Below are 23,559 nucleotides of genomic sequence, written 5' to 3' on the forward strand. Positions count from 1 at the left end.
GGTTACTCATTTGAGTCCGGCTAGTTGCGTGCGGAGGGTCGAGATGAGTCGCCATGACTCAATTGGATCGACAGCATGCGTGCGGAGACGGCGAGATGAGTAATGGTTACTCATTTGAGTCCGGCTTGTTGCGTACAGAGGGTCGAGATGGGTCGCCATGACTCAATTGGATCGACAGCATGCGTGCGAGGGCGGCGAGATGATTCATTTTTACCCAACTGCATGAAAAGAAGCGGCCCGCCCCCGTTCAACGGAAGGCGATCCGCCTCTTCTCTTTTGACAATAATCCCGCTCAGTTCGCGATCCGGCTGTCCAAATACGTTTTACTCTCCGCTCAGTGCGAGGTCCAGCTGTCCAAATACGCTTTTTGCTCTCCGCTCAGCGTATCGATGGCGATGCCCATGGCCGACAGCTTCGTCCGGGCCACCTGCTCGTCGAGCTCGTACGGCACGTTGATAACCTTTGCGCCGAGCGACTGATAGTTCTCGTTCGCGTAACGCAACGCAAGCGCCTGGAGCGCAAACGTCATGTCCATAATTTCGGCCGGGTGTCCGTCGCCGGCGGCCAGATTGACCAATCGTCCTTCGGCGAGCACGTAAACGCGGCGGCCGTCCTTCAGCGCGTATTCCTCGATATTGCGGCGGACGGTGCGCTTGGAAACGGCCATCGCCGCGAGCTCGACCAGATTGACTTCCACGTCGAAATGGCCCGCGTTGGACAAAATGGCGCCGTCCTTCATATTTTCGAAGTGGGTGCCGCGAATGACGTCCTTGTTGCCCGTCACCGCAACGAAAAAGTCGCCGACTTTGGCAGCTTCGTCCATCGGCATGACCGCGAAGCCGTCCATGTAAGCCTCGACCGCTTTAATCGCGTCGACTTCGGTGACGACGACGTTCGCGCCCAGCCCCTTGGCCCGCATCGCGACGCCTTTGCCGCACCAGCCGTAGCCGCTGACGACAACCGTTTTGCCCGCGACGACGAGGTTCGTCGTCCGGTTGATCCCGTCCCATACCGATTGGCCGGTCCCATAGCGGTTGTCGAACAGGTGCTTGCAGTACGCGTCGTTGACCGCCACCATCGGGAATTTCAACGATCCGTCCTTCTCCATCGCTTTCAGGCGCAAAATGCCGGTCGTCGTTTCTTCCGCTCCGCCGCGGATCGTGGCGAGCAAATCCTGGCGCTCCGTATGGAGGATCGTGACGAGATCGCCGCCGTCGTCGATGATCAAATCCGGCTTCGTTTCCACGGTTTTGACGAGCAGATCGTGGTATTCCTCCGCCGTCGGATTGTATTTGGCGAAAACGGTTATTCCGTCTTCCGCGAGCGCCGCGCACACGTCGTCCTGCGTGGACAGCGGATTGCTGCCCGTAATGGCCACTTGCGCGCCGCCGGCTTGAATAACCTTGGCCAGGTACGCGGTTTTGGCTTCCAGGTGAAGCGAAATGGCAACTTTAAGTCCCTTGAACGGCAACTCGCGCTCGAATTCCTCGCGAATGCGATTCAGCACGGGCATGTGCGCTTGCGCCCAGTCGATTTTCAGTTTGCCTTCGGGAGCAAGCGAAGGGTCCCGGATAATGCTGTTAGTCGTTGCCAATTGCGAATCTCCTCCAAGTCGTATCCATAATAAAAACCAATTTCTGCGATCCGGTCAGATGTCAGACCAACGCTTCCGAGATCAGGTTCTCGACCAGCCGATGGCCGCCCGTCGCTTCGAACGGCACCTGATGCCAGCCCGCAAGCCAATCGGGCCCGTACCGGTTCAGGAAATGAATGCTTCCGAGCACCCGCTCCTGAAGCTTATCCTGGGGCGCCAGCGAGCCGCGCATGCGATCCCACTGCCGAAGTCCCGCTTCGTGCTGCTTGGCGAGCGCGTCGGAGGCGCGCTTTTCCAGGTAGGCGATTTGCTCGAAAATTTTGTCCTGATTGCTTTCCCCGAGCTTTCGCAAGGCCGGCTGAAGCGCCGACATGGTATCCAGGATCGGCGCGTAAAGCTCTGCGAACCGGTCTCTGACATCGGCGAATTTGGCATCGAGCTGCCACCGGTCCTGCTCGGCAAGCCATTTTTCCTTCCGGCTTTCGCCTTCGCGAATAACCTCTTCCGCCGTGATTTCATACTTGTCGAGCAGCTTGCGGATGTTCGGCTCCAAAAATGTAAACGATTGCCTCGGAACGATAATCGGCATCGACATGCCGAAGCGCTTGAACGCCGCTCCGAGCGAGCTCCAGTAGGCGATTTCGGCGTGACCGAGAACGGTGCCCAAAACCGGCAGCAGGTACTCCTGCATCATCGGCCGCGTCAACGCGTTATTGCTAAGCCGTGTTGAACCGCCGTCCGCCATGTCCAGCAGCTCGTCTTTGGAGAAAAACGCTTCTTCCTTTTTATCGGAAAAACGCCCGTCCTTCTTGAACAGCAGCGTCCTTCCCGATTCCAGATGAACGAATACGTTGGCGCAGCCCGGCGACGATTCGGCCTGCAGCGGAAACCCGAGCTCGCGGACCGCTCCCTCTCCTTCGCGAAGGGCGTGTTCCAGCTCGTCGTTCCGCTCGATCAGCTCGCGGAAAAAAGGACCTTCCAACGCGCGCAGGTTCGGGTCGTCCGCATCGAGCAGCAGCAGCCCGGAAGGTCCGAACCAGTCCGCCAGCAAACGGGCGAAGGCGAGCGTCAGCGTCGGCTCATCCGAAACGTGCTTGCGCAAGCGTTCGAGCAAGCCGGGCTTGAACTCGGTGTCCGGCAAGGCGGCGGACAGCGCCTCGAGCGCGGCCTCCCACTCCTGTCCGCCAAGCGGGGTGCGGCTGACGGAATGACGCGCGCCCTCGGGGCGCTCCATCCGGATCCGGGCGAGCTCGCCGCCGGCAGCCGCCACGAAGACGTGGTTCGCCTCGTCAAAATCGTGATCCTCGCCCGCGATCCAGAATACCGGGACGACCGGACGGCCGAGCAGGCGCTCCGCATGGCGCGCCGTTTCGATGACGGTCAGCGCCTTGTATACGATCATAAGGGGACCGCCGAACAGGCCGGCCTGCTGACCGCCTACGACGACAAGGCTGTCGGAAGATTCCAGCTTCGCCAGCGAACGCGCGACCGCCTCGAACGCCGGCAGCCGGGCATGGTACTCGCGGATCGCGCCGGCGACCAGCTTCCGGTCCGCGCGGCGTCTGGCCGTCGCATCCAGCGCCGCGGCGCGGCGGCGCCAATCGCCTTCCGCCGAAGGGTGGCTTCCGAAAAGGCCGCGAACTCTCTCGTCTTGACGCCGATATAACTCCGCCAGCGAAGGAGAAGACAACCCATCCAAGGGTGTTAGATTCATTCAGGGGTCCTCCCAAAGTTTGAGACTTATCAAACTTGATTGTACACAACAGCGGAATTGGCGTCAAAAGAGAATATCGCGGACTTTCATCGGGCTCTCTCAAGTGTACGCCGGCGGCGCGATTCGGGTTCGGGCTGGCCGAAAACGCGAAAAAAACCAAATCTCCGCGCAGGAGAACTTGGTCCCGTCGCTCTTATTCACGGTCAGGCGATCACGCCGACTGCACGAACAGGTATTTGACCAGCGTAACCGCCATCAGCAGGACGTAGACGACGCTGAGCATAAAAAACGACAGCCGCCACACCGCTCGAACGAGCTTTGTTCCGTCCACCTTGCCGCGGACCCGGTTTTGGGCGTTGCCGATGAGCCCCGCAAGCAGCAGCATGAACAGCAAAATCAAATACGGACCGAACGACGTGCCGAACTGGTTCAGGAGGCTGGACACGATGCCGATCAGAAAGAGGGTCGTCACGTCCATCGACAGCTGGATGGCCCGCTTTTTATCCTTGCTTCGGGCATGCACGACGAGGAAGACAAGGAGAAAGGGAATCATCGGCACAACGGCCAACGCAGCATAAGCATACTTTAATGCTTCCCATATCGCCGCCATCGTCATCTCTCCTCATTCGCCGGATATCGCCTTTACCAACGCCGCGAGCTTCTCGTTCCAGGACGCGCTTCTCCCGATCGCGGAACCCATGCGGGCGATCGCCCCGTTGATGGCGTCGATTTCCGTCGGGCGTCCCGCCAGCACGTCCTGGAGCATGGAGGAGCGATTGGCGGCCGTTCCTTCGCAGACGTCGAGCACTTCCCGCCAGAGCAGCTCCGGATCCCGCAAACCGTACGGCGCCAGGATGGCCGCCGATTCTTCGTAAACGGCGCGCATGAGCGAACGCCGGTCCGCCGTCGCCGACAGTTCCCCGTTCCTTAGCCGAAGCAGCGCCGTCAGCGGATTCACGACCGCATTGACGAGCAGCTTGCGCAGCATTCTGTCCATCATATCATTCGACAGGGAAACGGAAAATCCTGCCTGCAGAAGGCATTTTTCGACGGCGAACGCCGTTTCCTCCGGCATCGGATCGGCATAGCGGGCGGGATACGTCCCGAACAGCGGAGCTTGTCCGAGCCAGGTCGTCCCCCGGCCGGCATGCAAAACCGAACGGGGGTCGGCCTTCAGCGCCGCTTCGGTCGTCACCGCCGCGACAATCGCCCGTCCCGGCAAAGCGGCGGCGAGCAGGTCCGTGTGCCCGATGCCGTTCATCAGCGCGATGATCGCGCCGCCGGGCGGAACGGCGCGCCTCAGCCCGGCGAGCAGCTCCGGGGAAAGCGAGGTTTGCTTTACGGCAAGAAAGGCGATCGGCCCGCCGCCGTCCGCAGGCACGTCGTCGACGGCCCGCGCGGCCACGGGAACGTCGACGGGCGAGCCTCCGTCCGCGTCCATGAGGCGGATGCCCGCGGACGTCAGCAGCTCCGCCTGCTCCCTCGTTCGCGTCCACAGCTCCGCCTTCCGTCCCGCGGCCGCCAGCCTGCCTCCGAACAGCAAGCCGAGCGCCCCTCCTCCTACGATCGCGATCCGCACTTGCCGCGCCTCCCTTTTTTGCCCTATTTTATCGCAAGATCGGCCGATCTGCCATCCTCGATCCGGCGGGCGGCCATCGTCCCGTTCGTCCGGGCAAAAAAAAAACGACCTGCCCACAAAATCGCTGTGGAAGCAGGTCGCGCCTTTATTCGATGCGTTCCAGATTGCCGTTTGCGTCCATTTTGAACCGAGCCTTTTCCTCTTCCGACTCCTCCGCCAAAAAAGCGAGCCGGCGCGCCCGGTCCATAATCTTTATGAGCGCCTTGTAGTCGTCGTTGACGACGCGATAATCGGTTTGCACCTCGTTTACGGCTTTGGACAGCCGCTCGTTCTCTTCCTCGAGCTCGGCAATCCGCTCGTCTTTCTCTTTCAATTCCTTTTCGAATTGCTTGATTTGGCGGTTATACTCCTGAATCGAGCCCTTCCATTGACGCAAATAGCGGATAACCGCTTCGAGCGACAAAGATTCCGCCGTCAGCGCTTCGGATTTGGCGCCGCCCGCTTCGACCGAAACCGTTTCGTCGGCCGAACTCAGCTCGGCAATCCCCTGCTTTTTGAGATAATTCCGTTTTTGCCGCTGCTGCTTGGCGAGCGCGATCGCTTCGTTATACCGTTTCCGCACGCAGCTGTTCCATCTGAAGCCGCACGCCGCCGCCGTTCTCGCGATTCGCTGCCCGACCTCTTCAAACGCGGCCAGTTGCGTGCCGCCTTCCCGAATATGTCTCAAGGTTACCTCTGCCAAAATCAAATCGTCGTCTTCCGTCCATGCATCCTGTCTCGCGGCTGTCATGGCTTGTTCCCTCCTCGTCATCCTTGCTTCGATGCCTTTTCATTTCATTTCTATGCTTGGCGAGAAATTCATAGAATCTATCGGATACTCCTATGTATATCCAAATTTCACGCGCGTATACCTGCGGTCGGCGATGACGAACGAATGGGGAATAAAACGGCGGTCTTTGCGGAATGATGAATGCAAGTTAAAAAGTTTGCCAATTCGTCACTTCTTCCGGTTTACACTTCGTGCGGACAGCGGGTATAATAACGATTAGAAATTGGGTTGGTATGTCAGCAGAGAGGGGGATCATTCATGGCACGCATGTTTCGGGTGCTCGGCTTCTTCACGCTTGTGATCGCTCTTATGTCTTTCGCAGGCGACATGTGGGAAATGTCTTTGCTGTTCTTTATCCAGTCGGCGGTATTTTTCCTGCTCGGATATTTGAAATTCACGGAAAAGACCTATATCTACATGTTTTGGGGATATATGATCATTGCGTTCCTTGGCTTTACATATTGGTCGGTGTTCGAAATGGATTTGCCTTACTAAGCTTGGGGCGAACGCATTCCAGCGAACAGAAGCCCGAGTCTCGCGCGGTTTTCCGTGCGGGACTCGGGCTTTTTTCAGTCATTTTGCCGGAGCGATCGGCATTTGGCTTTCGACTTCGACATAACGGACAGCGGGCAGCGCACGCTGACAATCGCTAAACTCTCGAACCGTTCCCTTTGAAAAAAATGTGCACCTTGAACAGCTCGCTCATGGCGTCGGACAGCAGCAGCTGGCGGATCGAGCGATTCCTCCGGACGACCGGATCGAACGGGTCGGTTATCGCGTGCGCCGACAACCGTTCCAAAATGCCAGACTCGATCAAAAAACGCTGCTGCGTCCCCTGCCAGACCGGCCGCCATCCCGCCGCTGCGGCAGCGGCCCGCACCGCCGTGAAATTCACGTGCGCCGTCATATCCTGCTCGCCCGGCGCTTCGTACGGATCGACGCCGGCCGCATGCCGCCGGTAGCAGACGAGCGTCCCGTCCGTCCGGTGCGGCGCCGCCAGCTCCCCCGCCTCGTCGCCGTAATCGATGACGGCCAGCAGCGCGTCGCCCAGCTTTCCGGCCATGCCGGCGATCCACTCGACGGCTTCCAGGCCGATTTCGACGGTTTGCCCATCGCGCAAACCGATTCCGTCCGCGGCGAGGCGCGCCGCCAGCTCCGGCCTGCTTGGCCGGGTCAGGCAGGCCTCGGGTTTCGCCGAGCTCTCGGCCCAGGCCACGCCCCATTCGAGGAGCTCGCCTTCCCGCACCGTCACCCGATGAACGGGAAACGCGTCGAGCAGCTCGTTGGCGATGACGATGGCGTTGTGTTCCTTCCACGGATAGCTTTCCGCCTGGGCGCTGTCCATCACGGTCGCCATCGGCCGCGCACGGTCGCCGCAAAGCGTCCTCTCCGCTTCCCGCCGGTGCGCGGGGTGATCCTCCGCGACGAACAGCCGAAACCTTCCGCCGCCGGCTTCGTCCGACCAGGCCTCGGCCAGCTGGCGGACCAGCCTTCCCGTTCCCCCTCCCCAATCGACAACGTTTACGATGCCGGCGCCGAAATGCTCGTCGGCCAGCTTTCGAAGCGAGCTCGCGAGCTGCCTGCCCATCGCATCGCCGACGAACGGGCTCGTGTAAAAGTCGCCCTCCCTTCCGACGCGCGCGGGGCCGCTTCGATAATAGCCGTAATGGGGGTCGTACAGGCAAAGCCGCATATAGTCGCAAAACGTCAGGCAAACGACGGTCTCTCCGTCCGCGGTCCGCCCTTCGCGGCCGCTCCGAAGGAGCTGTTCCCGGAATTTATCGGCAATAGGCGGTCGAGATCGATTCCGTTTCATCGCTGCCGGCTCCTTTCCCTGACATTGCCAAGCGATTATAATAAAAGTCGTGACAAAGCCGCCCTCGGCGAAGGAACAAATACCGGACGCGCTTCTAAATTCGGCGGTTCGGACATAGGTTGAACTACCCTCGCCGCTCGTCCGCCGCAGAAAGGAGGCCCCGATGCGACGATTGATAGGGATTGGCTTGCCGTTATTGCTGCTCCTTGCGGCATTGACGCGAACCGGGGCTCTCGTTCCCGTTTACGCCGATCCGGCCGAAATCCCCGAACAAACGAGGGAACTGCTGGAAAAAAGTTTATCCGTGACCGAGCTCGAACGGGAAATCGAACGGATCGGAAGCCTGAGAACCGAAGCCGAGCGAGACATCGTCCATAGCGAAACGGAACTGGCACGGCAGGAAATCGAGATTGCGGCCCACCGGGAAAAGGCCGGCCGCGCCTTGCGCTCTTATTATATGGGTCAAAAGGATATTCTGTTGTCCGGAATTTTGAATGCGGGATCGCTTTCCGAGCTGCTCCGGACGTGGGAGCTCATGGAGCTCGTCTTCCGCTCCGACCGCGAAGCCCTGCTCGCGTACCAGGAAGAATACGATCGGCTGCGCCAGAGCTACGAGGCCCTTGCGAAGAGCAAGACGGAGCTGTCCGAGGTCGAGAACGCCCTGATCGCCCAGCGCGACCGGATAACGGCTTTGCGGCAAGAAGTCGACGAAGCCCTCGCGGGCAGCGGGCAGGAAGCGTATTTGCGGCAGTTGATGAACGAAATGCAGGCCTACTGGCGCAACGTCGGCTTATACGAAGTTCGCGAACATTTCCGCGCGCTGTCGAAAGCGATGGGCCGCTTGCCGGATTGGATTCAGCAAAACCCCGGCATCATGAAGACTAGCGGACTGAAGGCGACGATTACCGTCACCGACGAGCAGCTCAACGAGTTCATTCGAAGCGAGGACGGGCGATTCGAGCAATTCGAGATTTCGTTCGTACCGGGAAAAATGGTGCTCGAAGGCGACAACGGCAGCCTGAGCGTGCGGATCGAAGGCCATTATACACTCGAAAACGAGCCGCAAAACGCCATTCTGTTTCATGTCGACAAGCTCGTGTTCAACGGCTTGGAGCTGCCCGACACGACGAGGGCCGATTTGGAACGGGAATTCGATCTCGGCTTTTATCCGCAACGGCTGATCAAGTACGTGACGGCGGACACGGTGGACATTCAAGAGGGGGAACTGGTCGTCGGCTTAAAAATCGGCAAATAGCCCCGGGTCGAGCCGTTTCCAGTCCTCCACCGTTACGGAACCGTCCATCAGGCCGTTCCATGCCGCGCCGAGCTCGCTTAGCCGTTCGGCGGCGTCCGGCCCCGAAGCGAGCGCGGGCATATTCGGAAACGCGCCCGTTCCCGCCTCGTGCAGCGGAATCGGAACGCTGCCGGCAGCCGAAAAGAGAGAACGATAGACGGGCAGCTTGCGCGAATCGCGGTAGTTTTGCAGTTGATTGTCTTTGCTCGTCATTTCGGCGGCCCATAATTGGGCCGCTTCTTCATGCTGCGATTTGGCGGACAGCACGAAGCTTTGGCCGCCCGGCCATACGAACGCGCGCTCCCACGAGGAGCGGTCCAAGTGAAGGCGGTCCGAAGCCGCTTCCGGCAAGGCATCCAGCGCCAGCAGCGCTTCGGAATGCCTGGCGACCGCCGCCACGCCCTCTTCCGCGAACGTTCGCCAGAAGGCGGCGTTTTGCGGGCCCGTGCGGACGCCCTCGCGGAATTCCGCCAGCAGCGAAAGCGCCTGCTCGAAGGCTTCCCCGCTTCCGGTCCAGCTCGTCCCGTCCAGCACCGCGTCTTCCCGCAGCCTGGCCGCGGATCCGACCCATGCGAGCAGGGCAAGCGGATCGGTATCGTCGATCGCAAGCCAATCCGCGTCCCCGCCGGTTTCGGCCAGCTTTAACGCCAGTTCCCGCCATTCCGCAAGCGAAAGCGGCACGGAAAGCGGATCCGCATCGTTTCCGAGCTCGCGAAGGGTTTCGCGATTCCAAACGATGACATGCGGATCCATATCGCGGGGCACGCCCCATATGTAGCCGTTCCACCGCACTTGCGAGAGGAGAACGTCGAACGGTTCCGATATCGCCTCCCCGACGAACACGCCGTCGGCCGGCATTAGCTCCCCCGCCACCGCGAGCGCTTTGACGCGTTCGTTCGGCACGAGCCACAGGTCCGAGTCTTCGGCGCTCCACAGTTCCCGTTCCCACAGCAGGTCGGCTTCGGCCGGATCCATTCGGGCGAGCTCGACGCGGATGTCGGGATAGCGGAGCCGAAACGACTCGTTCTGGCGGGACAATGCGGCGAAATCGGAGCTGCTCGCGACCGCCGTGACTTTGAGCTCCGCGTTCGGCTCCTGCTCGTCCGCCGCGGGCGGGGATGCTTCCCCGCCTTCGCTCGTCAAAATCGACTCCGTCGTCGGGGCGGGAGCGGAATCCCAAAGCGACAGCAATAGAACGGCTATTGCCAGCAGCACGAGAACGACGCTCGATTTGCGACTCTTCACACCGCTCACTCCTCATGCTTGTGTTGCCATTTTCCTATGATATCAGGTAAGATCAGGAATGTCTCGCTTTTTTGCAAACGCTTCAGCCTGCCGCCGAGCCATTCGGGCGCCGAACCGTCCGATACGCCTCAAAGCATGAAGGGAGGGAACAAACGGATGGAAAAAAAATTCGGCCTGAGCATGACGCTTCCGGAAAATAAGCTTCCGGGGTTCTATGCCCAGATCGTCAAAGGAATCGCCGAGCGCGCTCCGCTATACGACCGGCACAAGGAGCTGCTCATTTTCGACAAGCGGGAACATCTCCCCTCCGTCGAACAATTTCTGACGCGGTACAACGTCGCGTTCGAGCCTCGTCCGCTGCTTGAACTGCCGGAAAACGGCGTCGTCCGGACCGGCCTTTTCGACGATTACGGCTTCGAATCGCGCGCCGGCAACGCCTACCTCGACTTGACGTCGACGGCTTTGTTCCGGCTTGCGGAATCGGAGCCGGACGCCTCGATCGCGCCGGCCCGATGGCAATTGGAGGAGCATCTCGTCTGCTCGATCGAGGCGGACGGCCGTACGGCGTTCGCGATCGACGGCGGGCTTCAAGAGCTGGCCGACCGAATCGCGCGCGCCTACGGCTGCCGGACGGAGTGGCTGGATGAGTAATCCGGCCGGTTCACAGCCTTTCGGCGGCGAGCTGCGCGAGGCGCGAGCGCTCGCCCTTTTCCAGGGTGACGTGGCCGCTAATGCCCTCTCCTCTGAACTGCTCCACCAAGTACGTCAGCCCGTTGCTCTGCGCGTCCAGGTACGGGTGGTCGATCTGCTCAGGGTCGCCCAGCAGCACGATTTTGCTGTTTTCGCCGACGCGGGAAACGATCGTCTTCACCTCGTGGCGGCTTAAATTTTGCGCTTCATCGATTATGATGAACTGCCCCGGAATGGAACGGCCGCGAATGTACGTGAGCGCTTCGACCTGGATGCTGCCGAGACCCATTAAAATTTTGTCGAGATCGCCCGACTTTTTCGTATCGAACAGAAACTCCAGATTATCGTAAATCGGCTGCATCCACGGACGCAGCTTCTCCTCTTTCTCTCCCGGCAAATACCCGATATCCTTGCCCATCGGCACGACGGGACGGGCGATCAGCAGCTTTTTGAATTTGTGCTCGTCCTCGACCTTCATGAGGCCCGCGGCAAGGGTAATGAGCGTCTTCCCCGTTCCGGCGCGGCCGGTCAGCGTAACGAGCGGGATGTCGTCGTTCAGCAGCAGTTCGAGCGCCATGCGCTGCTGCGCGTTTCGCGCGGTGATGCCCCAGACGGGATCGTTGCCGAGGTGCAGCGGATCGAGCCGCTGCCCGTCCTGGCTGACCTTCAGCAACGCCGATTTGGAAGTGCCGAGCTCGTCGCGCAAAATGACGAATTCGTTCGGGTGCAAATGAACGCCCGGCCCCAGGCTTTGAATATCGAGGAAACGGTACGTATAAAACTCGTCGATGATCGAAGGATGGACCCGCAGCGTCGCGTGCCCCGTATATTGGTCGGAGGGGGACACGGTGCGGTCCGACAAGTAGTCCTCGGCATGGATGCCGAGCACGTCGGCTTTGACGCGCACGAGCACGTCTTTGCTGACGAGAATGACGGGGCTTCCTTCTTCCCCGCGCTCCTGCTCCTCCATATGATAATTGAGCGCAACCGCCAAAATGCGGTTGTCGTTCGTCATTTCCCCGAACAGCTCCTGAACCCGGACGAACCGGCGGTGATTCATTTCCACCTTGAGCTGACCGCCGCCTTCCAGCGGGACGCCGTTATGCAAATGCCCGAGTCCGCGCATGCGGTCCAGTTCCCGGGATACGAAGCGGGCGTTGCGCCCGATTTCGTCGGCCAGCCGTTTTTTGGAGTCGATTTCCTCCAGTACGACCGACGGGATGACAACCACGTTCTCCTCGAAAGAAAACATCGCCAGCGGATCGTGCAGCAGCACATTCGTATCGAGTACGTAAATTTTTTTCACGGGTGGTCCCTCCCGGGTTCGACGAATTTTCGCGTGTTTACATAGGAGCCGGACGACAGGGGACAATAAGAAAAGCAACCAAACGAAGAAGGTGAAAATCATGCAATGGCAGCGTTACGGATCTCGACTTGCGGTCTGCCTGATGCTCGCTTCCCTGGCTTCAGGGGCCGCAGGCTGCGCTGCGAAACAAGCGGCGCCCGAACCGCCGGCAAACCGTCTCGAAGCGCAGGACGAACAGCCGGCCGACGCGGCGAGAAGGGAGATTACGGATCCGCAGGCGGTTGCCGCGCATCTGGAGCAGCTCGCGGCGGGCGTTCAGGGCGTCAGGGGCGCCAACTGCGTCGTGTTCGGCAATTACGCGATCGTCGGCATCGACGTGGAACCGAAGATGGAGCGATCGCGGGTCGGAACGGTTAAATACGCCGTTGCGGAAGCGTTCCGCAAAGACCCTTACGGGGTAGACGCGCTGGTCACGGCCGACGTCGACCTCGCCCAGCGGATTCGGGAAATCCGGCAGGACGCGAACCAAGGGCGCCCGATCGCCGGATTTGCCGAAGAGCTCGCGGACATCGTCGGCCGGCTCGTGCCGCAAATGCCGCGCAGCATCATCCCGCCCGCATCCCCGGATATCGACGATTCCGTCCGGCAGCAAGAGACGAATTCGGTTCAAAACGGCCATCGCCGCACCTCCCGTTAGCAAGTCGGCCAGGTCGTCAACCTTCCCGAAAGACGCAAAAAAGCCCAGCGAAATTCACTGGGCTTTTTTGCGCATGTTAACGAAAACTTGTCCATGTAAACGGTCGGCCGAACCGCAAGGCAACGGAGCTGCGACAACGGCGGGAAGCTTTCCCGAGTCGGGATGAATGAAGACGCGCACCGCCATTGGCAGACCTCCTCGCAGCTGTTCATGGCCTCATTATACCACACGCTCCGAGGCGTTTCCAAGTAAGCGGCCGTCCCGAATTAACCGGCGGCGGAGGGCGTTGCCGCGCCAGCCTGGCGCCCTTCGGGCGAAAGCTCCTCCGCCAGGGCGGCCTTCGCTTTCTCGACGCTGCTGTCGTTCAAATAAACGTAAGGGCTCCTCCAGCTGCCTTCGAGCGGAATAAACCGGATCTGGCTGGAGTCGAGATCGTAATAGGCCTTCAACAGATTGGTGATCTGCTCGCGCGGAATGTCGGTCGTCATGTTGTCGCCTACGGCGCTGATCACCTTCCCGAGCTTCGTCACCCCGCCGAGCGATTTCATTTCGTCGGTGATGGCGGCCAGCACGCGGGCCTGGCGGTCGTTCCGCGCGAAGTCGCTCGACTCCGGCGTTCTGCCGCCCTTGGACTTCCGGTAGCGGACGAAGCCGAGCGCGTCTTCGCCGTCGAGCGTTTGCTCGCCTTTCTTCAAGTCGATCTTCGTTCCGTCCGCCGAATCGGTATAGTACATATCCTGGTCGACGTAGACTTTGATGCCGCCGAGCGCGTCGACGACGTCGGAGAATCCTTTGAAATTGATAATGGCGGTATAGTCGAACGGCACGCCGAAAAACTCGCCGAACATGTCGCGCATTTCGCTTCGGGCGTACGTATAAGCATCGTCGCTGCTTAGCCCTTCATCCCGCTTGCCCGCGTAAAAATTGGCATAGTAGGCGTTCGCCTTCCGCTGCTTGTATCCGTCGATGTCCAGCAGCGAGTCGCGCGGAATCGACACGACCGTGGCCGTATTCGATTTCGGGTTGAACGCGGCGACCATCAGCACGTCCGTGTTCAGCGTCCCGGTGCCTTCGCGGCTGTCAAGGCCGAGCAAAACCATCGAAACCGGCTTCACCTGGGCGCTGTCGGCGGAAGCGATCGGCTTCGAATCCGGCCCTTCCGGCAACGCGATATCGTTCAGCGTTTTATTCAATTCCAGATACAAATACCCGGCGAACAGGCCCAGGCCCAAAATGACGACGGCAAAAAACGAAAGCAGGGCGACGACCCACTTGCGCCGTTTCGGTTTTTTCTTTTTCGGGGTTGCCGACGTTTTGCGCGGAGGCGTTTGACGGGCTCGCGGCGGCAACGGTGCGTTCGCGTTCATTCGTTCACCTCTGACTCTCCGTCTTCTATCGAAGCATGGCCGTACAGGTCGGCCGCGAGCTGCTCGGCCGCTTCGCGGTCGAACCGGACCTCGCGGGCCGTTCCGTCTTTCGCCCGATAGGAAACGCGATATTTGGCGGCATCGCTTGAATCGACTTCAACCGACGCCAGCCCGTGATCTTCCGACAAAATTTGCGCAAAAAAGCGAAGCGAACCCCGCGCGGCTTCGTCGTCGGGGCGAATTTCGGTCATCAGCTTCGTTTGGAGCCAATAGAACAGCGCATCGTTCAGACGCATTTCCGATCCCTCCGCGCTCGGCAAGGCCGCATGCGAGATTCGCTATTCGCTTTCGCTTGCATGGTCAACTACCTGGATTCGGAGGCCTCGGCCGAAGGCTTGTCCCCGCCATCCTTCGGCTTGCGGAGCTTGTCGTACAGCTGGCGCAAGCGCAGCATGAGCATCATGATGACGGCGACGCCCATGCACTGAATGATCGGCAGCTTGTCGATTTGCAGCACCAGCAGCACCAGGCAACCGAGCGCCATCATGACGTAAACCAGGATTTCCTTCAAAATCGGCAGACGCCCGGGCCGAAAGACGGCGTTGAAAATATAAATCGTAAACGCCAGGATCAGGATATAGGAGATGAGCGGATGCTCCTGAAACCACGTCTGCACGGCTTGTTCCCCCTTTGGCTGCGTTCAGCGGCGAGCCGGGACAGAATTATACGCCCGACTCCGCCATTTTCCGCTGCTTTTCGAACCGGTCGCGCTCGCCTTTGTTCAAGTACTTTTTGCGCAGGCGAATCGACTTCGGCGTAATTTCGCAATATTCGTCGTCGTTCAAATATTCGAGCGCTTCTTCCATCGACATGAGGCGAGGCGTCTTCAGCTTCACCGTCTCTTCCTTCGTTGCTGTCCGGATGTTGTTGAGGGCCTTTTCCTTGCAGATGTTGACGATGATGTCGTTATCGCGAGTATGCTCGCCGACGATCATGCCCTCGTAAATTTCCGTGCCCGGATTGACGAACAGGATGCCCCGGTCCTCGACGCTCAGCATGCCGTACATCGTCGAGGTGCCCGTTTCGCTGGCGATCAGCACGCCCTGGTGGCGTCCGCCGACCTGCCCGCCGACGACCGGACCGTAGTGGTCGAACGCATGGTTCATGACCCCGTAGCCGCGCGTCAGCGTAAGGAAATTCGTCCGGTACCCGATCAGCCCGCGGGCGGGGATCAGAAACTCCAGGCGCACCTGGCCGTTGCCGTTGTTGATCATATTGACCATTTCGGCTTTGCGGGTGCCCAGGCTTTCCATGACGCTGCCCATGCTCTCCTCCGGCACGTCGATCAGCAAGCGCTCGATCGGTTCGCTCTTCACGCCGTCGATCTCGCGAACGATGACTTCCGGCTTGGACACCTGCAGCTCGTAGCCTTCGCGGCGCATATTCTCGATCAAAATGCCGAGGTGCAGCTTGCCGCGGCCGCTCACGATGAACGCGTCCGGGCTGTCCGTTTCTTCCACGCGGAGGCTGACGTCCGTTTCCAGCTCCTTGAACAGCCGCTCGCGCAGCTTGCGGGACGTGACGAATTTGCCCTCGCGGCCGGCAAACGGGCTGTTGTTGACGATGAACGTCATCTGCAGCGTCGGCTCGTCGATCTTCAGTACCGGCAGCGCCTCCGGATTCGCCAAATCGGCGATCGTTTCGCCGATGTTGACGTCCTTTATGCCCGCGATGGCGATGATGTCGCCGGCGGCCGCTTCTTCCATTTCCACGCGCTTCAGCCCTTGGAAGCCGAACAGCTTTTCGATGCGGGCCTGGCGGATTTTGCCTTCGCGGTCAAGGACGGCGACCGGCTGGCCCTGGCGGATTTTGCCGCGGTTCACCCGGCCGATCGGAATGCGCCCCAAATATTCGTTATAGTCGAGCAGCGTAACGAGAAACTGCAGCGGCTGCTCCGTATCCTCGGTCGGCGACGGGATATGCCCGACGATCGTTTCGTAAAGGGGCTCCATCGTCGTGCCGAGCTCGGAAGCGTCCATGCTCGCGATCCCGTTGAGGCCGGAGGCGTAGACGACCGGAAAATCCAGTTGATCGTCGTTCGCTTCGAGCTCGATGAACAGCTCGAGCACTTCGTCGACGACTTCGGCCGGACGGGCCGCGGGGCGGTCGATTTTGTTGACGACGACGATCGGGGTAAGTCCCGCTTCCAGCGCCTTGCGCAATACGAATTTCGTTTGCGGCATGCAGCCTTCGAACGCGTCGACGACGAGCAGCACGCCGTCGACCATTTTCATGATTCGCTCGACCTCGCCTCCGAAGTCGGCGTGTCCGGGCGTATCGACGATGTTGATCAAATAGTCTTTATAGTGGACCGCCGTGTTTTTCGCCAGGATCGTAATGCCGCGTTCCCGCTCCAGATCGTTCGAGTCCATTGCGCGCTCCTGCACTTGCTCATTGTCCCGAAATGTGCCGGATTGGCGCAGCAGTTGATCGACCAGCGTTGTTTTCCCGTGGTCGACGTGCGCGATAATGGCGATATTTCGAATCCGATCTCTTTGATGCATGATTCCACTCCTCATATTTTCTCTGTATCACAACATAAAACGCCGACGTTTTAGTCGACGTATACCTACATCCCTTCTATTATATGCGAAAATCGTCGCAAATCAAGGGACTACCAAATTTTCGGGCGGCGCAGCACGAGGTAGGCCCCGAAACCGATCAGCAGCACCGCAATGAGATAAATGCCCCACGTCCACAGCAGCGACATGACGAACATGAGCAGCGAAACGGCTCCGAGAACGATCGACGCGGTCCAGATGGCGCGATTGCGCATCGGTCCGAATATGTAATATTCGTACAGGCCCGCAGCGACGGCAAATACGAACAATGGCCACAAGTACTTCATCAAGCTCCAGTCGAACCAGCGGCCGATCAGCAGCGGGACGGACACGACCGTCAAAATCCCCGCCGGCACGAGCGCGATCGCGGGCAGGATCCGGCCGAAATACAGGACGTGCAGCAGCACCCCGGCGATCAAAATGAACAACGGCCAGAACAAGGAACCGATATAAGCAAAAACGCCAAGCTTCCCCAGCAAAATGACCAACCCCGCAGCCAACACCAGAACGCCGACCGCGGCGGATTGTTTGTTCACGATGGCCCCCCCAATTCTTTCAAAAACTTCTATGCATTCAACGAATTCCTTTTTAGTGTAATGGAATTGAGGAGAAAAAACTAGGGCGGCAAGCTAAAATTCGAACAAAGATCGCCCGTCGCAAACTGGCGAGATTCGCCAAAGGTTAGCCGGTTCGACTTTACGCTCGCTTTCTGCGCAGAAGGAGAGCCGAAGCGATCAGGAGCGAAACGGTCACGAACGGAAGCGCTTCGAGCGCATGGGCGGAAACTTGCGGCAGCCAGCGCTGCCAAAAGGGATCTTTGAGCAGCATTTCGCCGGCCGCGTAGCCGAGCAGCGCTCCCCCGATGTAAACGAGAAACGGAAGGCGGTCCAGCGCTTTGATCATAAACGAACTGCCCCAGATGATGAGCGGGATGCTCATCGCGATTCCGATGACGAGAAGGCCGACATCCCCCTTTGCGACCGCAGCTACGGCGAGCACATTGTCCAGGCTCATGATGAAATCGGCGGTCACGATCGTCCATACCGCTCCTTTCAGCGTAACCGCCGCCTTCGTTTCCTGCTCGTGCCCGTTATTGTCGACAAGCAGCTTCAGCGCGATGGCGAACAGCAAAAGCGATCCGGCGGTCTGCAGCAGCGGAATCCGGAGCAGCGCGACGGCCCCGACGGTCAGCAGGCAGCGAAGGGCAATGGCGGCGGCGCTTCCCCACCAGATCGCCGCACGGCGCTGCGCAGGGGGCAGACGCCGTCCGGCCATCGCGATGACGACCGCATTGTCGCCGCTAAGCAGCAGGTTAATCAAAACGATTTGCGCAAAAACCAAAATATTTTCGCCCAGTTCCATTCGAAATCCCCCCTCTTACCCGTTGTATGTACAAGCCATTCAGGTTATGTTATTAAATATTGGGTTCGAAAACGAATCTTTTTGTCGGGCGGAACGTAGGCAAGAAGTTGGACAACAGGGAGGAAGCCGGCATGGAGGAAGTATTCAGTCTTCAGTTTTTAGGGTCGTTATTGCAAATCGTCTTTATGGATTTGATGCTTGCGGGGGATAATGCGATCGTGATCGGTCTTGCGGCGCGCAACTTGCCGAAGCACCTGCAAAAAAAAGCGATCTGGTACGGGACCGGCGGGGCGGTAGTCATTCGGGTCGCCGCCACTCTGCTCGTCGTCACCTTGCTCAAAATTCCGTTTCTGCAAGCGGTCGGCGGCCTGGTGCTGCTTTGGATCGCCTACAAGCTGCTCGTTCAAGAGGACAGCCACGAGGACATTCAAGCGAGCGACTCTTTGTGGGGCGCCATCCGCACGATCGTCATCGCCGACGCGGCGATGGGCCTCGACAACGTCATCGCGGTAGCGGGCGCGGCCCACGGCAACGACCTGCTGGTCATCCTCGGCCTGCTCATCAGCATCCCGATCGTCGTCTGGGGAAGCACGCTGTTCGTCAAGCTGCTCGGAAGGTTTCCGTGGATCGTGTACATCGGGGCCGCCGTCCTCGCCTATACCGCTTCGACGATGGTCACGCACGAGCCTCGGCTGGGCGGCTTGTTCCACGACAATCCGGTCGCCGTCTGGACGTTCGTGGCGCTCATGATCGCCATCGTCATCGTCGGCGGCATTTGGACGAACGCCATCAAGGCGAAAAGGCAGCAGGGGCGTTTATCGGGCGGAGACGCCGATTGAGCGGCCATTTGCATTCGTTTGTCCGGACAAGCCTCGGATTGGCGTCCGAATCAGCGGTCCCGAGAGGCCGCCATTTACGAAATTTCCCTCACTGCAAACGAAATAACGGCCCCGGGACCGGAGGCCGTTATTTTGATTGAGGAGCGAGCCCGGATTGGGCCGGCATCTTCAAAGGCTTCTTCTTTTCATTTATTCGTTGCCCCCGCCCCAAGGGCGCTCTGCGTCGGTACCCGCTTAAAACCAGCGGTCCTCCTCGGCGGGGGCTTCTTTTTTTCGCTGGATCCGGCCTTGGGCGTTCATCCACACCGTCTCCGTTCCCTCGACCGCCTCCCGGATCATGCGCTCCAGATCGGCCTTCATTCCATCCTCCAGCCGCTCGACGATTTTCAAATTCGGATTGGTCGCCGGAGATTTCGGCACGAACAACGTGCAGCAATCCTCGAACGGCAGGATCGACGTTTCGTAGGTGCCGATTTTTTCGGCTTGCCGGATAATATCGAGCTTGTCCATCATGACCAGCGGGCGCAGCAGCGGCAAGGATATCGTTCGTCCGATCACGTTCATGCTTCCGAGCGTCTGGCTGGCGACTTGCCCGAGGCTGTCGCCGGTCACGAGCGCAAGCGCGCCGCTGCGTTCCGCCAGTTTTTCGGCGATGCGCAGCATCGATCTGCGCATAAGCGTGATGATCAGATTGTCCTGGCCGTTTTGCGCGAGTTTCGTCTGGATATCGGTAAAAGGAACAAGATGAAGCTTGATCCGGCCGCCGTAATGAGCCAACCGCTGCGTCAGCGTAATCACTTTCTCGGTCGCCTGCTCGCTCGTAAACGGATAGCTGTGAAAATGAACCGCTTCGATTTCCAGCCCTTTTCGCATCGCCATCCATCCCGCTACGGGACTGTCGATTCCTCCCGACAACAGCAGCATCGCCTTGCCGTTCATCCCGATCGGGAACCCTCCGGTGCCTTGCTCGACCTTGCAATAGACGTACGTTGCCTCCGCCTGGATGTCGACCTTGAGCTCGGTGTCGGGATGGCGGACGTCTACCTTCAGCTCCGGCGTATTGCGCAGCACGTGAGCGCCGACAAGGTGATTCATTTGCTGCGAATCGTGCGGGAAGTCCTTCCAGGTTCGTTTTACCGATACTTTGAACGTTTTGGGCGGAACGTCCAGCCCCCGCATGACCGCGAGAGCGGCTGCCTGGATGGCCGCGAGTTCGTTTTCCGCTTTCAGCACCGGACTGAACGATGCGAGCCCGAATATTTCGCGAAGGCGGGCGGCGACGGATTCGTATGCTTCTCCGTTCAGGTGGATAAACACCCTGCCGTAGGATCGTTCGTAGGACAAGCCCCGGAACGCCGCGAGCGATTGTTTGATGTTGGCCGTCATAAGGGATTCGAACTTCCGCCGGTTGCGTCCCTTGATCGTCAGTTCTCCGAATCTCACCAAAATTAAGTTGTAAATCATGTCAAGCTCCTCTCAAGCGGCTTCAGCTTGGCGACGGCGAGGCGCAATCTTTCGGCAAGCGTATCGATATCCCGTTCCGTTTGCTCGTCCCCGAAGCTGATGCGAATGCTTCCCGACGCCCGGTGCTCGTCCATTCCCATCGCCGTCAACACCCGGCTCGGTTTCAAGCTTTTGGAGGAACACGCCGACTGCGTCGAGATCAGAATCCCGTGCTTTTCCAGCATATGCACGAGCACTTCCGGCCTCATGCCCGGATAAGAGACGTTTACGATATGAGGAGCGAATCGGCTCTCGTCCTCCAAGACATTGAGCACGAGTTCGGGAATGCTTTTCAGCCGTTCGATCAATTTCCGCCTTAACCCGTACATGCGCGTTCGGCGTTCCTCGATCGTCTCCATCGTAAGCCTGAGCGCTTGCGCCGTACCGACAATGCCGGGCACGTTATGGGTTCCGCTGCGCCTGCCGTCCTCCTGCCCGCCTCCGGCAAGAAGCGGGCTCAACTTCAGCCCTTCGCGGGCAAGCACGAAGCCGGCGCCTTTCGGCCCGTGAAACTTGTGGGAGGATGCGGTATACAGATCGATTCCCCATTCCTTCCATTTGACCGGAACTTTTCCGATCGCCTGAACGCCGTCCACATGAAAACGGACCTGCGGCCGGTCTTTCAGCAAACGGCCGATTTCCTCGATCGGCTGGATGGCGCCGGTCTCGTTGTTGACGTGCATGACGCTGACGAGAACCGTATCGTCGCGCAGAGCATCGGCCACGTCGGCCGCCCGGACGAAGCCCTGCCGGTCCACGGGAAGAAACGTGACGGCCACGCCCTGTTCCTCCAGCTGTTTGGCGCAATAAAAAACGGAAGGATGCTCGACGGCCGTCGTGACGATATGCTTCGTCGGTTTGCGGGACGCGAGCACCGTTCCTTTCATCGCGTAGTTGTTGCCTTCGGTGCCGCCGGACGTAAACACCACTTCTTCCGCTTTCGCCCCGAACAGGCCCGCTACGTTCGCGCGCGCCCGTTCCACCAGCTTCATCGCTTCGGCTCCCGAGCGGTGCAAGGCTGCCGCGTTGGCGTAATGCCGCGTCATCAGCTCGCCGACCGTCCGTACGACCTGCTCATAGGGAGCGGTCGTCGCGGCATTGTCAAAATAAAGCATTTCCATTCGCAATATCCTCCGAAAACGTCTGAATCGCTGAAAAAAAAGATCAAAAGGGATGTCGTCATCCCTATTTGATCCCCGTCGGATAAAACCTTATAATAGCGGCGTTCTTCGTTACAAAGGAGAAGTCCAGCCGATTCTCGCATTCAAAACTTTGGCGACGTAAGCTTGCGTTTCGGCGGGAAGCTCGCGCAAACGTGCCGTCACGTCCTCGTTCGTCCTGAGGCCCAGCCGGTCGACGCGCCCCGGCCCTGCGTTATAAGCCGCAAGCGCCGCCATTTCGTTGCCGTCGTATTTGCGCAGCAGGTACGATAAATAGCGGGTTCCGGCGTCGATATTTTGCACCGGGTCGAAGGAATCCGTTACGCCAAGCCCTTGCGCGGTCGCGTCCATCAGCTGCATCAAGCCCTTGGCTCCGGACGAAGAAACGGCGTCGGCGCGAAAAGAGGATTCCGTTTGGATCACGCCTTTGATCAAGGCCGGATCCACGCCGTAGCGCGCGGAAGCTTCATGAATGATCGCGTCGTACGAACCCGTACGGCCCAAATCGTCAGCCAAACTTCCCAGGCCCAGGCTTCCCAGCCCCCAGGACATGCTGCCTGAAGGATTAAAACCGCTAAATCCTAGCAAGCCGACCGACCCGGAAGAACCGGCCCATTCGAGGCTGTCCCCGTACAATCCGTTGGCGGCCGACGAGTCCAGACCGAGCATTTGCGCCAAAAGCTGACTGAAGATCTGATCGTCGTCGTTCGATCGAATCGATGTCGCGGAACTCGCATCGTTTCCAAGCGGATCCGCTCCGGATAACCATTGCGACAACAGCAATTCCTTGATAACCCGCGGGTCCGTCGAAATTTTCATGTCGATCATTGTGCAGTATCGCTCCCGGAAAATGATGCCTGTCTCTTCACATTGTACATCAAACCCGAAAGCCGTGAAAAGCCGAAACCGGCGAATTTGCCGGCAGGAAATGCAAAACGCGCCTTTGGGCCTACCGCGAGGCAGCCGTCAGCCTTCGCTTTTCGGCTTGAACGTCAAGCAGCAGGTTACCGCCGACGTTCGGGCCGTGTCCTGATGTTCTTCGCCAAACTCGTCGGCGAATTCCTCGCTCTCCGCGTTCAAACGCGCGTGAGCGTCGATTTCGATGGCGATTTCCTGCGCTCCGCAGCGGTTGCCCTCGTTCCAGAACGAGCAATTGCTGACGCTGCATAACACCCCGTTTGGCATGGCGCCTCACCTCCGGTAGTAGTGTGCGCATCGCGTTATGCGGTATGCGGCCGGAAGGACGGGGGTTGCAGGAAGTTCGCCGGCAATAAGCCTATTTCTGTTGATTGTGCAAGCGCCGTTGAATCAAGTATTCGCTTTCGTAATACGATAGCTCGTCGCGCAGTTCCTCATACACGTGCGAAACGCTCAGCACGATATCGCGCACGGCGCGAACCGGCTTCAAGCGGAAACGGATCGCGTCTTGTCCGGTATAGGCATATCTTCCGTCTTCGGAATAGCCTTCGTTTTTAGGATAGAAAAACGCGTTCACGCAATTGTGGTACACCTCGTAAAGAGCTTTTTCCGCCGCTTCCGCGTCGAAATTCGGCCGGCGCAGCAGCGCGCCGAGCTTTTCGTACGACACTTCGGAAAAGACGAGCAAATGACGAAGGTCGGAAAGCATGCCGGCATAAAAAGCGTTCAGCTTCTCATCCTGTTCTTCGTTCAATTGCGGCAACGCATAAGCGTTCAAAAAAGCTTCCAGTTCGGCGCAGGCCGCTTTCAACTTGTCTCGGCTGGATTCGGCGAGGCCCCTGGCTTTGGCGGATGGCATCACTCACTTGCTCCTTTCGGTTCACACGGACACATTCGTTGTCGTAGTCATAAGCAAAAAACGTTTCGCAGGCTTGACGTCGGCGAAACTTACCCCCATCGTACCATAAATTCCAATGAAACGGTACTGGCTCCCGCCAAAATCGATCGTATTAATTTTGTCCCTG

25 protein-coding genes are annotated in these 23,559 nt (G+C 59.2%); 5 read left to right on the forward strand and 20 right to left on the reverse strand.

From position 1 onward, the window contains the following. Positions 1-334: 334 nt before the first annotated feature. The 5 genes from B7E11_RS26720 to B7E11_RS26740 all read right to left on the reverse strand — a co-directional run bounded on the left by B7E11_RS26720 (position 335) and on the right by B7E11_RS26740 (position 5,677). Positions 335-1,594, reverse strand: a complete 1,260-nt coding sequence (locus tag B7E11_RS26720) for an adenosylhomocysteinase (protein WP_080840485.1) — start codon at positions 1,592-1,594, stop codon at positions 335-337. 61 nt (positions 1,595-1,655) lie between these two features. Then, the gene (gene bshC, locus B7E11_RS26725; RefSeq protein WP_080840486.1) at positions 1,656-3,308 is read right to left on the reverse strand and encodes a bacillithiol biosynthesis cysteine-adding enzyme BshC; all 1,653 of its coding nucleotides are present in this window, start codon (positions 3,306-3,308) and stop codon (positions 1,656-1,658) included. 211 nt (positions 3,309-3,519) lie between these two features. After that, the gene (locus B7E11_RS26730) at positions 3,520-3,918 is read right to left on the reverse strand and encodes a DUF3397 domain-containing protein (protein ID WP_080840487.1); all 399 of its coding nucleotides are present in this window, start codon (positions 3,916-3,918) and stop codon (positions 3,520-3,522) included. Positions 3,919-3,930: 12 nt separating this feature from the next. Further along, entirely contained in the window at positions 3,931-4,887 is a 957-nt protein-coding gene (locus tag B7E11_RS26735; RefSeq protein ID WP_176220911.1) for a ketopantoate reductase family protein, read from the reverse strand. A gap of 145 nt (positions 4,888-5,032) precedes the next feature. Further along, on the reverse strand, positions 5,033-5,677 hold the full coding sequence (locus B7E11_RS26740) for an RsfA family transcriptional regulator (protein WP_080840489.1): 645 nt from the start codon (positions 5,675-5,677) through the stop codon (positions 5,033-5,035). A gap of 297 nt (positions 5,678-5,974) precedes the next feature. Here B7E11_RS26740 and B7E11_RS26745 point away from each other — a divergent pair, with 297 nt between their 5' ends. Next, positions 5,975-6,211, forward strand: a complete 237-nt coding sequence (locus B7E11_RS26745; protein ID WP_080840490.1) for a DUF2626 family protein — start codon at positions 5,975-5,977, stop codon at positions 6,209-6,211. Positions 6,212-6,365: 154 nt separating this feature from the next. Here B7E11_RS26745 and B7E11_RS26750 read toward each other — a convergent pair whose 3' ends face one another. Continuing rightward, positions 6,366-7,532: an SAM-dependent methyltransferase gene (locus tag B7E11_RS26750; protein WP_080840491.1), complete on the reverse strand. Its 1,167-nt coding sequence runs from the start codon at positions 7,530-7,532 to the stop codon at positions 6,366-6,368. A 163-nt stretch (positions 7,533-7,695) separates the two neighbouring features. Here B7E11_RS26750 and B7E11_RS26755 point away from each other — a divergent pair, with 163 nt between their 5' ends. Further along, positions 7,696-8,787, forward strand: coding sequence for a coiled-coil domain-containing protein (locus tag B7E11_RS26755; protein WP_139787326.1), 1,092 nt, complete (start codon positions 7,696-7,698; stop codon positions 8,785-8,787). On the opposite strand, the gene B7E11_RS26760 is transcribed toward B7E11_RS26755, so the two are convergent. Then, complete coding sequence (locus tag B7E11_RS26760; protein WP_080840493.1) at positions 8,770-10,071, reverse strand: extracellular solute-binding protein; 1,302 nt, start codon at positions 10,069-10,071, stop codon at positions 8,770-8,772. The genes B7E11_RS26755 and B7E11_RS26760 overlap by 18 nt on opposite strands. 156 nt (positions 10,072-10,227) lie before the next feature. Here B7E11_RS26760 and B7E11_RS26765 point away from each other — a divergent pair, with 156 nt between their 5' ends. After that, the gene (locus B7E11_RS26765) at positions 10,228-10,722 is read left to right on the forward strand and encodes a hypothetical protein (RefSeq protein WP_080840494.1); all 495 of its coding nucleotides are present in this window, start codon (positions 10,228-10,230) and stop codon (positions 10,720-10,722) included. A gap of 10 nt (positions 10,723-10,732) precedes the next feature. Here the strand turns inward: B7E11_RS26765 and B7E11_RS26770 are convergent, their stop codons facing one another. Beyond that, entirely contained in the window at positions 10,733-12,067 is a 1,335-nt protein-coding gene (locus B7E11_RS26770) for a PhoH family protein (RefSeq protein ID WP_080840495.1), read from the reverse strand. Positions 12,068-12,167: 100 nt separating this feature from the next. On the opposite strand from B7E11_RS26770, the gene B7E11_RS26775 reads away from it, so the two are divergent. Further along, complete coding sequence (locus B7E11_RS26775; protein ID WP_240353344.1) at positions 12,168-12,764, forward strand: YhcN/YlaJ family sporulation lipoprotein; 597 nt, start codon at positions 12,168-12,170, stop codon at positions 12,762-12,764. A gap of 54 nt (positions 12,765-12,818) precedes the next feature. Here B7E11_RS26775 and B7E11_RS30700 read toward each other — a convergent pair whose 3' ends face one another. From B7E11_RS30700 to B7E11_RS26805, 7 genes are all read right to left on the reverse strand, one after another. Continuing rightward, on the reverse strand, positions 12,819-12,950 hold the full coding sequence (locus tag B7E11_RS30700) for a hypothetical protein (RefSeq protein WP_275901474.1): 132 nt from the start codon (positions 12,948-12,950) through the stop codon (positions 12,819-12,821). 80 nt (positions 12,951-13,030) lie between these two features. After that, a complete protein-coding gene (locus B7E11_RS26780) occupies positions 13,031-14,131 on the reverse strand; it encodes an LCP family protein (protein WP_080840497.1) in 1,101 nt (366 codons plus the stop codon). Continuing rightward, a complete protein-coding gene (locus B7E11_RS26785; RefSeq protein WP_080840498.1) occupies positions 14,128-14,427 on the reverse strand; it encodes a hypothetical protein in 300 nt (99 codons plus the stop codon). The genes B7E11_RS26780 and B7E11_RS26785 overlap by 4 nt, the downstream gene beginning before the upstream one ends. A 68-nt stretch (positions 14,428-14,495) precedes the next feature. Further along, positions 14,496-14,807, reverse strand: a complete 312-nt coding sequence (locus B7E11_RS26790) for a YlaH-like family protein (RefSeq protein WP_080840499.1) — start codon at positions 14,805-14,807, stop codon at positions 14,496-14,498. Positions 14,808-14,853: 46 nt separating this feature from the next. Then, positions 14,854-16,695, reverse strand: coding sequence for a translational GTPase TypA (typA, locus tag B7E11_RS26795; RefSeq protein ID WP_080840500.1), 1,842 nt, complete (start codon positions 16,693-16,695; stop codon positions 14,854-14,856). Between the two features lie 110 nt (positions 16,696-16,805). Beyond that, on the reverse strand, positions 16,806-17,288 hold the full coding sequence (locus tag B7E11_RS26800) for a hypothetical protein (protein ID WP_080840501.1): 483 nt from the start codon (positions 17,286-17,288) through the stop codon (positions 16,806-16,808). 160 nt (positions 17,289-17,448) lie between these two features. After that, positions 17,449-18,114 (reverse strand): TerC family protein, encoded by a 666-nt coding sequence (locus B7E11_RS26805; RefSeq protein WP_080840502.1) that lies wholly within the window; start codon positions 18,112-18,114, stop codon positions 17,449-17,451. A 131-nt stretch (positions 18,115-18,245) separates the two neighbouring features. Here B7E11_RS26805 and B7E11_RS26810 point away from each other — a divergent pair, with 131 nt between their 5' ends. After that, on the forward strand, positions 18,246-18,953 hold the full coding sequence (locus B7E11_RS26810; protein WP_080840503.1) for a TerC family protein: 708 nt from the start codon (positions 18,246-18,248) through the stop codon (positions 18,951-18,953). 234 nt (positions 18,954-19,187) lie between these two features. Here the strand turns inward: B7E11_RS26810 and thiI are convergent, their stop codons facing one another. From thiI to B7E11_RS26835, 5 genes are all read right to left on the reverse strand, one after another. Beyond that, a complete protein-coding gene (gene thiI, locus B7E11_RS26815; RefSeq protein ID WP_080840504.1) occupies positions 19,188-20,417 on the reverse strand; it encodes a tRNA uracil 4-sulfurtransferase ThiI in 1,230 nt (409 codons plus the stop codon). After that, a complete protein-coding gene (locus B7E11_RS26820) occupies positions 20,414-21,571 on the reverse strand; it encodes a cysteine desulfurase family protein (protein ID WP_176220958.1) in 1,158 nt (385 codons plus the stop codon). The genes thiI and B7E11_RS26820 overlap by 4 nt, the downstream gene beginning before the upstream one ends. Before the next feature lie 117 nt (positions 21,572-21,688). Further along, positions 21,689-22,444 (reverse strand): lytic transglycosylase domain-containing protein, encoded by a 756-nt coding sequence (locus B7E11_RS26825; RefSeq protein WP_245809830.1) that lies wholly within the window; start codon positions 22,442-22,444, stop codon positions 21,689-21,691. A gap of 138 nt (positions 22,445-22,582) precedes the next feature. Next, on the reverse strand, positions 22,583-22,801 hold the full coding sequence (locus B7E11_RS26830; RefSeq protein ID WP_080840506.1) for a DUF1540 domain-containing protein: 219 nt from the start codon (positions 22,799-22,801) through the stop codon (positions 22,583-22,585). Positions 22,802-22,892: 91 nt separating this feature from the next. Further along, positions 22,893-23,393, reverse strand: coding sequence for a DUF3907 family protein (locus tag B7E11_RS26835; protein WP_080840507.1), 501 nt, complete (start codon positions 23,391-23,393; stop codon positions 22,893-22,895). Positions 23,394-23,559 lie beyond the last annotated feature (166 nt).

The organism is Cohnella massiliensis, assembly GCF_900169535.1.
Taxonomy (GTDB): domain Bacteria; phylum Bacillota; class Bacilli; order Paenibacillales; family Paenibacillaceae; genus Cohnella; species Cohnella algarum.

Excerpts from the sequence above, each read along its gene's own strand:
- B7E11_RS26820 (WP_176220958.1), bottom strand. The coding sequence starts at position 21,571 with ATGCTTTATTTTGACAATGCCGCGACGACCGCTCCCTATGAGCAGGTC.
- typA (WP_080840500.1), bottom strand. The coding sequence starts at position 16,695 with ATGCATCAAAGAGATCGGATTCGAAATATCGCCATTATCGCGCACGTC.
- B7E11_RS26745 (WP_080840490.1), top strand. The coding sequence starts at position 5,975 with ATGGCACGCATGTTTCGGGTGCTCGGCTTCTTCACGCTTGTGATCGCT.
- B7E11_RS26830 (WP_080840506.1), bottom strand. The coding sequence starts at position 22,801 with ATGCCAAACGGGGTGTTATGCAGCGTCAGCAATTGCTCGTTCTGGAAC.
- thiI (WP_080840504.1), bottom strand. The coding sequence starts at position 20,417 with ATGATTTACAACTTAATTTTGGTGAGATTCGGAGAACTGACGATCAAG.
- B7E11_RS26810 (WP_080840503.1), top strand. The coding sequence starts at position 18,246 with ATGGAGGAAGTATTCAGTCTTCAGTTTTTAGGGTCGTTATTGCAAATC.
- B7E11_RS26730 (WP_080840487.1), bottom strand. The coding sequence starts at position 3,918 with ATGGCGGCGATATGGGAAGCATTAAAGTATGCTTATGCTGCGTTGGCC.
- B7E11_RS26825 (WP_245809830.1), bottom strand. The coding sequence starts at position 22,444 with ATGATCGACATGAAAATTTCGACGGACCCGCGGGTTATCAAGGAATTG.
- B7E11_RS26775 (WP_240353344.1), top strand. The coding sequence starts at position 12,168 with ATGCAATGGCAGCGTTACGGATCTCGACTTGCGGTCTGCCTGATGCTC.
- B7E11_RS26835 (WP_080840507.1), bottom strand. The coding sequence starts at position 23,393 with ATGCCATCCGCCAAAGCCAGGGGCCTCGCCGAATCCAGCCGAGACAAG.
- B7E11_RS30700 (WP_275901474.1), bottom strand. The coding sequence starts at position 12,950 with ATGGCGGTGCGCGTCTTCATTCATCCCGACTCGGGAAAGCTTCCCGCC.
- B7E11_RS26765 (WP_080840494.1), top strand. The coding sequence starts at position 10,228 with ATGGAAAAAAAATTCGGCCTGAGCATGACGCTTCCGGAAAATAAGCTT.
- bshC (WP_080840486.1), bottom strand. The coding sequence starts at position 3,308 with ATGAATCTAACACCCTTGGATGGGTTGTCTTCTCCTTCGCTGGCGGAG.
- B7E11_RS26785 (WP_080840498.1), bottom strand. The coding sequence starts at position 14,427 with ATGCGTCTGAACGATGCGCTGTTCTATTGGCTCCAAACGAAGCTGATG.
- B7E11_RS26740 (WP_080840489.1), bottom strand. The coding sequence starts at position 5,677 with ATGACAGCCGCGAGACAGGATGCATGGACGGAAGACGACGATTTGATT.
- B7E11_RS26750 (WP_080840491.1), bottom strand. The coding sequence starts at position 7,532 with ATGAAACGGAATCGATCTCGACCGCCTATTGCCGATAAATTCCGGGAA.
- B7E11_RS26755 (WP_139787326.1), top strand. The coding sequence starts at position 7,696 with ATGCGACGATTGATAGGGATTGGCTTGCCGTTATTGCTGCTCCTTGCG.
- B7E11_RS26780 (WP_080840497.1), bottom strand. The coding sequence starts at position 14,131 with ATGAACGCGAACGCACCGTTGCCGCCGCGAGCCCGTCAAACGCCTCCG.
- B7E11_RS26805 (WP_080840502.1), bottom strand. The coding sequence starts at position 18,114 with ATGGAACTGGGCGAAAATATTTTGGTTTTTGCGCAAATCGTTTTGATT.